Below are 12,270 nucleotides of genomic sequence, written 5' to 3'. Positions count from 1 at the left end.
AGGTGGCTAACTAATGTGGTACGGGTTTGCCGGTAAACTGTTGCGGATTAATCTAACCAGTGGTGAAACCAAGGTAGAAGAACTGGACAAAAGTGAATTGCGTAAGTACATGGGTTGTACAGGTTACGCCGCCAAGCTCCTTTATCAGGAAATGCCGGGCGGGGTTGACCCCCTAGCCCCAGAGGCTAAAGTGGTACTGGCTACTGGTGTTGTAACTGGTACCCTTTGTCCTAGCGGAGGAAGTTACGAGGTGTGTTTTAGGTCGCCTTTAACCGGTACCTGGAATCAGGCTCGGTCAGGGGGTGCTTTTGGTCCCAAGCTTAAGTACGCAGGATTTGATTTTGTGGTTATTGAGGGTAAGGCGGCAGATCCTGTCTATGTGTATATCCACGACGGGCAAGTGGAAATTAAACCTGCTAAACACTTATGGGGGTTGAATGTCGAAGAAACTACAGATACTTTAATTCGAGAACTTGATGATCCTGAAATCTCCGTGGCTGCTATAGGTCAGGCGGGTGAGAACGGGGTTTTATATGCTGCTCTAATTAACGACAGAGGACGGGCTGCCGGCCGTGGCGGTATTGGAGCGGTATTCGGAAGCAAAAACTTGAAAGCAATTGTGGTAAACGGACATGGCGGTATTAAAGTAGCACAGGCGAAGAAATTTGCGGAGGCTATTGAGAAAGCGGAGCAATGGTTGAATAATTACCCCTTCGGCAGCATTCCCGCTCTGGGTACGGTTGGGCTGGTATCGGTGAACAATAGCCTGGGTATACTCCCAACTAAGAACTTCCAAACAGCCTATTTTGAAAAGGCTGACCAAATTTCTGGTGAGACTCTTAACAGGAAGTACCAAATTAAACGGCGGGCTTGTTATGGATGTAGCTTTGCCTGTGGGCGCTATACTTCAGTGCCTACCGGAAAGTTTGTCACGCCGCCCATGGAGGGTCCAGAATACGAAACTGTAGATATGTTAGGGGCTATTTGTGGAGTTGATGACTTGGAAGCTATTATTAAAGGCAATTATCTGTGCAATGTTTATGGCTTGGATACAATCAGCACGGGGATGAGCATTGCTTTTGCTATGGAGTGTTATGAAAAGGGTTTACTAACTGATAAGGAAACGGAAGGAATGCCTCTGCGGTGGGGCGATGCAGAAGTAATGGTAAAATTGGTGGAAAAAATCGCTCACCAGAAAGGAATTGGGGCATTGCTTGCCCAGGGTGTAAAACGTATGGCTGAACAACTAGGTCCTGCGGCTGAAGAGGCAGCTGTCCATGTGAAGGGCCTGGAATTACCAGCTCACGAGCCGCGTTCTGAATCCAAGGTGCTGGCTCTTCAGTATGCTGTTTCTCCAAGGGGAGCTTGTCATATGCATCCCAACTGGGCTAGCACATGGGATTTTGGTCAACTTGACTGTGGTATGAAAGAATTTGGCTTGCCGTGGCCGCCTGCAGAAATTCAGGATGAATCGTCACAAAAAGGTGTTGTTTACCGGTATGTGGCATTACAGGGTGAAATCAGCGAAATTCTGGGGGCGTGTATCTTCTACTCCTGGGGTGGTGAGGGTAGTTGCATTACGCCGCAGCTTTACGCTGAGATTGTCAGTGCCCTTACTGGATGGGATGTAACAGCCGCAGAACTGTTGACTGCAGCAGAGCGTTCCTGGAATCTTAAACGGTGTTTTAACGCCCGTGAAGGCTTTACTCGCAAGGATGATAAACTGCCCAGGCGGTTTAGTCAGGCTATTCCCAATGGGCCTTCTGCTGGAGCTAAGGTAGAAAATCTGGATACAATGCTTGACGCGTATTATGAAGCCATGGGTTGGGATAAGCAGACCGGCCTGCCGAGACCTGAGAAGCTTAGAGAGTTAGGCCTCGAGTTCGCGATCAATTAAGAAAAGATGACAGGTGCTAACAAAACTAATGTTTTTTAACAAAGAAAGAGCCCTGGGTTGACAAATAGCGACCAAAAAAAGGTCTACATAAACACTATCGATATCAGTAACAGTTGAGCGGCCGAGGATCAGGGAGAGTTTGAGCTATATCAATAGTCAGTGAAGATATTGCCCCTGTATGTCAGAGGAGGAGGGAAGGGAGAGCGGCTTGCGCTAGGGAGGAGCGGAAGCAGGTCTTCTCCTTTCCCTCGTAATCTCTTTAGCCTGTGGTTCAGATTTACGAGTAAGAGCTTCTTTTGCAGCGGAAGGGACTAGTTTAAAGATCCTGTGATTTGTAAGATGAAAGTTAAAATAAGTCTGGAGAGTGGATGAAATTAGTGGAGGATAAGAGATTATGAAGGTAAGAGTAAAGTTATTGGGGATTATTTCTTTTTCTTACCCAGCATTTAGGGAATTCCGTACTATTGATGTCAGGCAGGGTGATACGATAAGAGATTTGCGTCAACGCTTGGGCTTGCCCGAGGCTTGCTCTTCCGTGAATGGAAAACTTGTTGGAGAAGATTATGAACTCAAGTCTGATGATGAGGTTCTCTTTTTTAGTCCAGCCAGTGGTGGTTGAGCAATTGACTATGACTTCGTCTAACGCTTCCAAAAGTACGTTTATTATAAGCGAGAGAGAACACGAGCCCCAAAGCGAAAAGAGACCTGGAGATTAAACTAGAAAAACCAGCAGTAAATCGATCTCTGGAGAACTTCGGCACCTGATTTTTTTGTTTGCTCAAACCAACTGAGGGGCACTATTTTGGAGCACTTGGCTGGTTATATGTGACGCAAAGGAATTTAAGGAAAAATGTAGAATGTCAACCGATATAGATTCAAATTTTGTGGTAGGAGTTCCCCTATGAAAAGAAGCGAAAAACTGCGGGACAGGTTCCTGGGTTGCCTGCTGGGTATGGCGATTGGGGATGCGCTGGGGATGCCGGCTGAAGGTATGAGCCGGGAACAAATCCGGCAAAAGTTCGGTATTCTGGAGGATTTCCATCCTGCTCGCGGCCTGCCGGCGGGCAGTTACACCGACGATACGCAGATGAGCCTTATTATCGCCCAATCCCTGGTGGAGCACCGCCGGTTTTGTCCTGAAGATATTGCCGGCAGGTTTGCCCGGTGGCGGGACTACGCGGTTGGGCCCGGCCGCGCCTGCTGGGAGGCGGCCACCAGACTGGCCTGCGGCGTCCCGTGGCGGGAGGCAGGGATTCCTTCGGCCGGGTGCGGTTCGGCCATGCGGGTTGCCCCTTTAGGACTGTTTCACTACTGCCGACGGGGAGAGCTTAAGAAGGACGCCGTTACCTCCTCCGTGATAACGCACACCGATTCCCGGGCCTGCGCCGGAGCTGCGGCCGTGGCTTTTGCGGTCAGTTATTGCCTGACTGCTGCTGAAAGCGGTTTCAGTCAGGAATATTTTATACGAGAAACGGCGGAGTTTGTGGAGGACCTTAACTACAAGATGGCGGAGCGGATCAAAATGATTTTGCCTCTCCTTTCCTTGGAAGAGGAGGAGGGGTTGGCCCGGTTGGGAACCGGCGGGTTTGTACTGGAAACCGTCCCCGCCGCCTTTTACTGTTTCCTCAAGCATATCCATAGTTTTCGCGATGCTTTGGTTGCCGCGGTGAATGCCGGTGGTGACACCGACAGCATCGGTGCCATCTGCGGGGCTATTGCCGGAGCGTATCACGGTGCCGGGAAAATTCCCCTGGTTTGGAAAGACCGGGTACAGGACAGAGATAAAATTCTTGAAACGGCTGACGCTCTGTATAATTTGGTACCCGCTGCAGGAAATTAAAGTTAAGAGGCGGGAGGGAAGCGGGTGGAAAGATTACAAAAAGTACTGGCCAAGGCCGGAATAGCTTCACGGCGGAAAAGTGAAGAACTCATTAAAGCAGGGCGGGTCAAAGTTAACGGGGAAGTGGTTACCCGGCTGGGTACCAAAGTTGACCCGGTAGCCGATAAGATCGAAGTTGACGGTAAGCCCGTCCCGGCGGGAGAACCGAAAATTTATATAATGCTCAACAAGCCACGGGGCTATGTTACTACGGTCAGTGATCCCCAGGGAAGAAATACGGTCATGGACCTGGTTAAAGACGTGCCCCAAAGGATATATCCGGTGGGAAGACTGGATTACGATACGGAAGGTTTGCTTCTATTGACTAACGACGGCGACCTCGCCTATGCTCTAACCCATCCCCGGCATGAAGTAGAAAAGACATACTTAGCTCTGGTTCAGGGCCATCCTGGCGAAAAAGCCCTGGAACGATTGCGTTCAGGAGTGTTGCTGGAGGACGGGTGGACTTCCCCGGCCAAAGTCCGGTTACTCCGCCGGGAAAAGGGCAACACCTGGCTGGAGATAAAAATCCATGAAGGCCGCAATCGGCAGGTAAGACGCATGTGTGATGCCGTGGGACACCGGGTATTACGATTAAAAAGGACGGCCGTAGCCGACCTCTACCTTGGGAACCTCAGGGTGGGCCGGTACCGCTCTCTCACTACCAAGGAAATTAGAAAGTTAAAGGAGATTGAGAAGAAGGTTTTGGACAAGTCTTAAGCCTAGCGAAGAGGCTTGTTTATTCTTTTACTCCACTTGAAAACGTCTTTCGCTCCGTATCCGTCCAAAATGTTGGCCGTTTGGTTTACCTTGTCGTTGTTGGTTTCAATAACCGCCAGTACACGACCCTGACTTACCTGTTGCTGGTAGTAGGCGGCCATATCTTTGCTTACGCCGTAGTAGGTGAGGGCCTCCTGTAGGGTCTTATCTCCCTGACGCAAGGCTCCCGCCAGGGGGCCTCCGGCTTCCACTGTGCCTACCTCCGGTAGTTCTATATCATCAGCCTGAACTAAAATACCCCGAAAGTCATGGAGTTTGTTTTCAAATAAATCTCCGGCTACTTCTTCCGCGTATTCGGCATCGACTTTATAGTTTTTCTTAAGGACTAAAGATATTTGATTGTTGGCCAGGCCTTCTTCACAGATTTCCTTAATAGCCCTGCGAGCCTGATCCAGTGACTTGAAGGTACCCACAATAGTTCTTCTTACACTCATTGATTTACCCCCCTTTCCCAAGTATTATGGCGTGTTACGGGCTTACTTATACAGCAAGCGATTGATAAAAGGGTATATTGGGAAGCAAATGGCGAAAAATAAAGTTAGAGTGAATTTATATTTATATAAGGAGTTGATATCATGCCCCGGTGTCTCCGTTGCGGCAACACTGCCAGCTTTGGCAGCAGTTCCGTTCCCGCTGCTTTTCCCGGCGTAACCGGCTCCGTGCCCGGGTTGATAGCTGTTTTTGATGAGAAGGGAAGTATTCGTCATGTAGAAAACCGGGGGCTCGACCACCAGAGGCTACAACAGGTATGCCAGACGCCGGAAGCCTACTTTGACCGGTGTACCTACTGTGGTTCTTCCGACCTGATCTGGCCGTAATCTCTTAATTAATTTTGGAGGATATTGACGACAAAAATCGAATAAATAAATACGACTGGCAAATGGGGGGCATCCCTGGCGACAAGGCTGGGGATAAATTTTTATTCAGAGGCGGGGGTCCGGGGTGAGAGAGAGGCCGCTGAAACTAAAAATCCGGCTTGACTACCAAGGGCAGACTAAGCCGTCCGGTTTTTTCTTCCGCGGTAACAAATTGGAAAAAGCGGCAGAAGAAGTACGGGAACAGAAAATAACCATGCTGCGCAACGTACCTTTACCGGGGCTGACCGTTGAAGATATTGACGCTTCGGGCAATGTATATACTGTAACGGATGAAATATCCGGCGCTGAAACGGCTTATGCTCCGGTAATCCTGACCATATCCGCCGACTCCATAGCGGATGTGATACGTTTTGTTATGAGAGATGAATTTCGCCAGGTAGAAATACTCGAGCCTGGAGAGATGGTGTTGAAACGGGAGGAAGTAGAAAGGATTTTATTTCAAATCCGGGAGGAATTGCAGAGCTACCGTCTTTTGATGGAACGCAAAATGAACGGCAGGTAAATAAGGGGGAGAGGTCGTTATGCAATTTGTTCGTTTTTGGGATGGGAAGAAAGTTCAGTATGGCATCCTGCGGGGAGATAAAATTACGGCTATTGAAGGTTCTATTTACGGCAGATATGAAACTACCAGCCGGGTGTACAGTTATCACGATATTATGTTGTTGGCGCCTTGTGAGCCTTCTAAAGTAATTTGTGTCGGGCTTAACTACCGGGACCATGCCGAGGAGTTAAACCTGCCCCTTCCCGAGGAGCCGGTGCTTTTCTTGAAACCTCCTTCTACGGTTATTGGACACCAGCAGGATATAATTTATCCGCCTCTCAGCAACCGGGTGGATTACGAAGCGGAATTAGGCGTGGTTATCGGAGAAACGACCCACCGGGTCACCCCGGAGGAAGCATGGGAGAAAATCCTGGGCTATACCTGTGCCAACGATGTTACCGCACGGGATAAGCAACCGAAAGACGGCCAGTGGACGGTAGCCAAGTCTTTTGACACTTTTTGTCCTTTGGGACCGGTCATTGCCACTGATATTGATCCTGGCAACTTGAAAATATCTTTAACTTTAAACGGTGAGGTTAAACAGTCTTCCAACACCAATCAGATGATTTTCCCGGTGAACGAGCTGGTAAGTTACATATCTCAAATAATGACCTTATACCCGGGAGATGTATTAATTACCGGTACTCCCAGCGGTATTGGCCCCATGCAGCCGGGGGACACAGTAACGGTAAAAATTGAGGGGATTGGATCCCTGACCAACCGGGTAGTGGCTGGGTGATTGGTCACCGTTGTTGGAAGTTCCAGCCGATACGTCTTTGAGTAGAGAATAAAGGTTCCCCCAGAGGCATAAAATATAACGATTGGTAGACAACTCCAAAAACTGAGGTGGGGGAACCGATGAAAAGGCATTCCCGGGGAGATAGATTTCTGGTATGGACGGAAGCGGCGGAAACTTTCCTGTTTCGCACTGTTTTACTGGGGCTGGTACTTCTAGTAGTAGTCCAGGCATTCTTAACCCATGACCCTATTCGCTTTTATCTCAGTTTTTCAGAAAGAATGGAAGGGAAACTAGCCGAATTTTATATGGATAATCCGGAGGCCCGGATCGTTACTAGCGGGTCGGTTGCCTTTGCTACGGTTACGCTGAGGTTAGAGAATTATTCCACCCTCCAGAAAGCCATCTTACTGGTTAACGGAGAAAAAGTAGCGGACTTCAGGGATAAACAGGTCACCGTGAGGGTGTTTCCCGGTGATTTTTTAGAAATTGACGGCAGCTTTTATACTCTTCCCCTGCGGTTCAAAGTGGTAGCAACCTCCTCCAATATTGCCCGGCCATCTGTAGGCCAGGTGATTGAAGTACAGGGTGGGGTGGCGAAGGTAGGCAAAGTGATTTTTAGAGAAACGGGGCCTTGACCTTACGTTTCCTCTTGTCCATTTTTAGGAATTGTATTATAATCAAGAGCACATAAGAACAAAGAACGGAAGGTAGGATGGCAGGACGGCTACCTTTAGGCTAACACTCCTGCAGGAGTGTCTAATTGTTTATGTCAAGGAGGCTAGTTTCATGCCCGACTACGGGAGTAAAAAGATAGCAGCCGTAGCTATAAGGATGGCTCTGTCTGAAAGCCGGCAGGAAGAGAATGAACTCAAGGCTCATTTTCACCAAATGGGCATTAAGACGGCTGCGGTGGATTACGGCGGTGAATTTATAAGCTCGGTAAACAAGATTGTGGAAAGAGCGGTAGTAGCCGCTAAAAGGGAAGGTGTGATCAGGGAAACCCACACCGATGAAGGAGCGATTGCCGGCGCAACGCGGGAAGCACTATCGCAGATTATGCCTAAGGCCTTGGGATTAAACGTGGGAGGCAAGATCGGTATTGCCCGGCAGAAAGATCATGTCAGCGTGGCGGTTTTCTTTGGAATTGGACTGCTGCATCTGGATGAGGTAGCCATCGGTCTGGGCCATCGTGCCGTTCCGTAAGGGGAGGGTGAAATTCATGTATGTCCGCGGCATCCGCGGAGCCACCTCCGTTACGGAGAACAGCGAAAAGGAAATTATTGAAGCCACTAAAGAACTACTGCTAAAGTTGGTAGAGGCAAATGAAGTCAAACCGGAAGATATAGCTAGCATATTCTTCACCGTTACCGATGACCTGAATGCCAGCTTTCCGGCTGCTGCTGCCCGAGCCTTGGGTTGGACGCGGGTACCCCTTTTGTGTGCGACGGAGATAAGTGTACCCGGTAGCATTCCTAGTGTAATCAGGGTACTGATGCATGTGAACACCTTAAAATCTCAGGAGGAGATCAAACATATTTACTTAAGAGAAGCGGCAAATTTGAGAAAAGACCTGGTTGCAATTGACGAAAAGGAAGAATAAAAGGGGGCCTTTTTACTATGGCTACCCCTTTTTTATGTGTTCTATTAACCTGTTCCAGCATGCCAGACAATTCTAACAAAGAAGGGTTTTGTAATCTAAGGGGGAACGGTCCGATACCGAGGGCCTGCGCTGGCTTACTACAAGTCAGGGGTGAGGACGATGGATATTTTTGAAAAAATTGCTGAAGACAAGATCCGTGAAGCGATGGAAAAAGGTGAATTTGATAACCTTTCCGGTAAAGGGAAGCCTTTGGAACTGGAAGACCTGTCCCGTGTTCCTGAGGAACTGCGGGCCGGGTATAAAATTCTTAAAAATGCCGGTATTTTACCGGAAGAATTAGAGCTCAAAAAGGAGATCATTTCCCTGCAGGATTTAATAAACTGTTGTTATGAGGAAGAGGAAAAACAATTATTAACCCAAAAATTAAGCGAGAAAATTTTACGCTTTAACATTCTCATGGAGAAGAGAAGGGTAAAAAATGCTGCCCTGCGTTATTATAAGAACAGGATTTATCAAAAATTAGGTTACTGAAGGAAAGGAAGATTTAATGTGTTTTGCCCCAAATGCAAGTATGAATATGTAGAGGGAGTTAAAGAATGTCCTGATTGCCAAGTTGCCTTGGTAGAAGAACTACCACCGGAGCCGGAGTTAGAGTATGTAGATCTGGTTACCGTCTTAAAATCAGAAAATCCGGCCGTCATTATGATTGCCAAGTCCATTTTAGAGGGCGCTGGAATTCGATATTTTGCAAAAGGTGAAAGATTACAGGACCTGTTTGCATTGGGCCGTTTTGGGTCGGGATTTAACCCGCTACTTGGACCTGTTGAAATCCGGGTTAGCCGGGACGATAAAGAAATGGCAGAAGAGCTACTAAAAGACTTGAAGTAGTAATAACAGGTCCTATGTCAACTTCAAGTCGGATGATACATAGCCCTTTATTCAGGCCCTCTACCGCTGTAGTTCGAGAAACCCCATCCCCTGGCTGGCAGAAAATTGTTGAAAACGGACGGAATACAGTGGAATACAGTGTATATGAGTGTTAGTTTGCTGAAAAGACAAAATTTGATCGGTATCCAATGTTGCATGGGATGTATTAATAGCTATACAATGAGAATGAATTTCATTTACAAATACGATAATTGTCTTGGCCACATAAAGACGGGGAGGTGAGACAATAGAAGGGGTGAAAAAATACCACTTTACATAAACATTGATAATGAAATCCATTAGCAAATGATCATCTAATACCAATTACGATGGGAGAAAGGAAGATGCAATTTATGGCTCTAAAAGCTTGGCGAAAGAGATACGGGCAGATTGTTATGCTCAGCATGCTACTGGTTTTAGCTGTCATCCTGGCAGGTTGCGGTTCTCAGCAGCCGAAGGAAGAAGGAAAGGTTACTGAGCAGCAAACTTCTGACCGGCAGCCGGTTGAGGAGAAAAGTGTTACCGTGTATTCCGGAAGAAGTGAAGAACTTGTAGGACCGCTATTCAAGCGCTTTGAAGAAAAGACCGGAATAAAGGTACAGGTGCGGTATGGAAAGACCGCCGAGCTGGCAGCGACTATTTTGGAGGAAGGAGAAAACAGTCCCGCTGATGTGTTCTTGGCACAAGATGCGGGTGCTCTGGGAGCGGTGGCCCAACAGGGGCTTTTTGCCGAGCTACCTGCCGGTATTTTGGAGAGAGTAGAACCGCGTTTCAGGTCTCCTGAAGGAGAATGGGTAGGCATATCGGGCCGCGCGCGAGTAGTCGTTTATAACACTGATAAATTAGAGGAGAAAGACCTCCCCGATTCCATTTTGGAGTTTACGGATCCCAAGTGGAAGGGCCGTATCGGTTGGGCGCCCACCAACGGTTCATTCCAGGCCTTCGTTACGGCAATGCGGGTCAGTCTGGGCGAGGAGGCAACTCGGGAATGGCTGAAGGGGATACTGGCTAATGAGCCTCGTGTCTACCCTAAAAACACTCCGATTGTAGAAGCAGTCGGGAAAGGCGAAATTGATGTCGGCTTTGTAAATCACTACTATCTTTTCCGACTGAAGAAAGAGTACGGCGATGAATTCCCGGCCAAAAATTATTATCTCAAAGGTGGCGACCCTGGAGCCTTAATTAATGTAGCGGGAGCGGGAATATTGAAATCGTCGAAGCAGAAGGATTTGGCAGAGAAATTAATAACGTACCTGCTTTCCGATGAAGCTCAACAATATTTTGCCGATGAGACTTACGAATATCCCTTAGTGGAGGGAATTAAGATCCACCCGGATCTGGTCCCGCTGTCGGAAATAGAAACGCCCGATATTGACCTGGGTGACCTGTCCGACCTCGAAAACACCCTGAAATTGTTGCAGGAGACGGGAGTTCTCGATTAAGTGATGAAAGTCTACGGTCACCGGCATTTCAATTTGCTCTGGTTCCCCGCTATATTGGTAGCGGGGAGCCTCTGTTTACCTTTAGCGTATCTTTTAATAAGGACACTGGAGGCTGGACCGGGAGTTTGGGAACAAATTGTTAGACCTCAAACCTGGAAACTCATTCTGAACACCACAGTTCTAGTTGTGTCCGTAACCGTAGCTGCGGTGGCTGTTGCTTTACCTCTGGCCTGGTTGACTACCCGTACCGATTTACCTTTTCAGAGGCTCTGGACAGTACTCGCCACGCTTCCGCTGGTTATCCCCAGTTACGTCGGTGCGTACACTTTTGTCGGAGCGCTGGGGCCAAAGGGTATGGTACAACAAATGCTGGAAGGGCCTTTGGGCATACAGCGTTTGCCGGATATCTACGGCTTTCCCGGGGCCTTCTTAGTTCTGACCTTGTTAACTTATCCTTATCTTTTTTTAAATGTTCGAGAAGCACTGCAGAACATTGACCCTGCACTGGAGGAAGTATCGCAAACCCTGGAACATGACCGCTGGTCTACTTTCTGGCGGATAACGTTTCCCCAATTGCGCCCGGCTTTAGCGGCGGGTGGTTTGTTGGTGGCTTTGTATACTCTGAGTGATTTCGGTGCAGTTTCCATGCTGCAGTACAATACCTTTACCCGCGCCATTTATACTCAGTATCAGGCTGCTTTCAACCGGAGTTACGCGGCGGCGTTGGGCCTTATTTTGGTGTTGTTGAGCATTATAATTCTGTATGCCGAAATGCGGGTCAGGTCGAGGGCCAAGTATTATCGAACCGATAGCGGGGCCCGTCGTTATCCTCCCCGGGTTGCGTTGGGTGCTTGGCGCTGGCCGGCACTCTTGTTCTGCGGGGGAATTGTGTTTTTTTCTCTGGTTATCCCGGTATTAACTATTGCATACTGGTTAGTTCGCGGTGTGGCAGCAGGAGAAAGTTTGCGTTTGCTTTTGAAACCGGTCTGGAACTCCTTTTATATCTCAGCCGTAGCTGCAGTAGTTACTGCTGTAGCAGCGTTACCAGTAATGCTATTATCTGTACGCAAGCCCGGCAAGCTCAGCCATGCCCTGGAACGTCTAACCTACATCGGCTATGGACAGCCCGGAGTTGCCATAGCACTTGCCTTGGTTTTCTTCGGGATAAAATACGCCCGGCCTTTATACCAGACAATGACCCTCCTGGTATTTGCATATATGGTCCAGTTTTTGCCTCAAGCAGGCGGTGCAATCCGTGCTTCTTTGTTGCGGATCAACCCGAGAATTGAGGAAGCGGCCAGAAGCCTTGGACGTAGCAGCATGGAAGTAATGGCAACCATTACCTGGCCTTTGATGCGTTCGGGATTTTTTGGGGGAATGATTATTGTCTTCCTGTCGGTAATGAAAGAATTACCGATAACCATGATATTGGGCCCTACAGGGTTTCAAACCCTGGCTACCGTTGTATGGGGGGCCATGGAAGAAGGTTTTTATGCCCGGGCTGCCTTGCCTTCGCTCCTGCTAGTTCTGGTTTCCTTGCTATCCGTTACTGGCCTGCTAAAACGCATAGATCGCTGAAAGGAGATG

General features: G+C 48.4%; 15 protein-coding genes. 14 read left to right on the top strand and 1 reads right to left on the bottom strand.

Annotated elements, in window-relative coordinates; all coding sequences use genetic code 11:
- Positions 1-13: 13 nt before the first annotated feature.
- The 4 genes from KKC1_RS00800 to KKC1_RS00785 all read left to right on the top strand — a co-directional run bounded on the left by KKC1_RS00800 (position 14) and on the right by KKC1_RS00785 (position 4,496).
- Positions 14-1,897 carry an aldehyde ferredoxin oxidoreductase family protein gene (locus KKC1_RS00800; RefSeq protein ID WP_088552614.1) on the top strand — a complete coding sequence of 628 codons (1,884 nt, stop codon included), beginning with the start codon at positions 14-16 and terminating at the stop codon, positions 1,895-1,897.
- 394 nt (positions 1,898-2,291) lie between these two features.
- Entirely contained in the window at positions 2,292-2,516 is a 225-nt protein-coding gene (locus tag KKC1_RS00795; RefSeq protein WP_088552613.1) for a MoaD/ThiS family protein, read from the top strand.
- Positions 2,517-2,798: 282 nt separating this feature from the next.
- Positions 2,799-3,737, top strand: coding sequence for an ADP-ribosylglycohydrolase family protein (locus KKC1_RS00790; RefSeq protein WP_088552612.1), 939 nt, complete (start codon positions 2,799-2,801; stop codon positions 3,735-3,737).
- A gap of 24 nt (positions 3,738-3,761) precedes the next feature.
- On the top strand, positions 3,762-4,496 hold the full coding sequence (locus KKC1_RS00785) for a pseudouridine synthase (RefSeq protein ID WP_088552611.1): 735 nt from the start codon (positions 3,762-3,764) through the stop codon (positions 4,494-4,496).
- A 2-nt stretch (positions 4,497-4,498) separates the two neighbouring features.
- Here KKC1_RS00785 and KKC1_RS00780 read toward each other — a convergent pair whose 3' ends face one another.
- On the bottom strand, positions 4,499-4,990 hold the full coding sequence (locus tag KKC1_RS00780) for a general stress protein (RefSeq protein ID WP_088552610.1): 492 nt from the start codon (positions 4,988-4,990) through the stop codon (positions 4,499-4,501).
- A gap of 141 nt (positions 4,991-5,131) precedes the next feature.
- On the opposite strand from KKC1_RS00780, the gene KKC1_RS00775 reads away from it, so the two are divergent.
- The 10 genes from KKC1_RS00775 to KKC1_RS00730 all read left to right on the top strand — a co-directional run bounded on the left by KKC1_RS00775 (position 5,132) and on the right by KKC1_RS00730 (position 12,261).
- On the top strand, positions 5,132-5,374 hold the full coding sequence (locus KKC1_RS00775; RefSeq protein WP_088552609.1) for a hypothetical protein: 243 nt from the start codon (positions 5,132-5,134) through the stop codon (positions 5,372-5,374).
- Positions 5,375-5,498: 124 nt separating this feature from the next.
- The gene (locus tag KKC1_RS00770; protein WP_088552608.1) at positions 5,499-5,936 is read left to right on the top strand and encodes a hypothetical protein; all 438 of its coding nucleotides are present in this window, start codon (positions 5,499-5,501) and stop codon (positions 5,934-5,936) included.
- A 19-nt stretch (positions 5,937-5,955) separates the two neighbouring features.
- Positions 5,956-6,714, top strand: a complete 759-nt coding sequence (locus KKC1_RS00765) for a fumarylacetoacetate hydrolase family protein (RefSeq protein ID WP_088552607.1) — start codon at positions 5,956-5,958, stop codon at positions 6,712-6,714.
- A gap of 119 nt (positions 6,715-6,833) precedes the next feature.
- On the top strand, positions 6,834-7,349 hold the full coding sequence (locus tag KKC1_RS00760; protein ID WP_088552606.1) for a hypothetical protein: 516 nt from the start codon (positions 6,834-6,836) through the stop codon (positions 7,347-7,349).
- Positions 7,350-7,500: 151 nt separating this feature from the next.
- Complete coding sequence (locus KKC1_RS00755; protein ID WP_088552605.1) at positions 7,501-7,917, top strand: HutP family protein; 417 nt, start codon at positions 7,501-7,503, stop codon at positions 7,915-7,917.
- Between the two features lie 16 nt (positions 7,918-7,933).
- Positions 7,934-8,314 (top strand): chorismate mutase, encoded by a 381-nt coding sequence (aroH, locus tag KKC1_RS00750; RefSeq protein ID WP_088552604.1) that lies wholly within the window; start codon positions 7,934-7,936, stop codon positions 8,312-8,314.
- Positions 8,315-8,473: 159 nt separating this feature from the next.
- Entirely contained in the window at positions 8,474-8,845 is a 372-nt protein-coding gene (locus tag KKC1_RS00745) for a DnaJ family domain-containing protein (protein ID WP_088552603.1), read from the top strand.
- A gap of 18 nt (positions 8,846-8,863) precedes the next feature.
- Positions 8,864-9,202, top strand: coding sequence for a putative signal transducing protein (locus tag KKC1_RS00740; protein ID WP_088552602.1), 339 nt, complete (start codon positions 8,864-8,866; stop codon positions 9,200-9,202).
- 392 nt (positions 9,203-9,594) lie between these two features.
- Positions 9,595-10,683 carry an iron ABC transporter substrate-binding protein gene (locus KKC1_RS00735; protein ID WP_202819892.1) on the top strand — a complete coding sequence of 363 codons (1,089 nt, stop codon included), beginning with the start codon at positions 9,595-9,597 and terminating at the stop codon, positions 10,681-10,683.
- Between the two features lie 3 nt (positions 10,684-10,686).
- On the top strand, positions 10,687-12,261 hold the full coding sequence (locus KKC1_RS00730) for an ABC transporter permease (protein ID WP_088552636.1): 1,575 nt from the start codon (positions 10,687-10,689) through the stop codon (positions 12,259-12,261).
- Positions 12,262-12,270 lie beyond the last annotated feature (9 nt).

It is taken from the genome of Calderihabitans maritimus (assembly GCF_002207765.1).
Taxonomy (GTDB): domain Bacteria; phylum Bacillota; class KKC1; order Calderihabitantales; family Calderihabitantaceae; genus Calderihabitans; species Calderihabitans maritimus.
The sequence above is the reverse complement of the archived record's forward strand: the minus strand, read 5'-3'. Positions and strand labels throughout refer to the sequence as shown.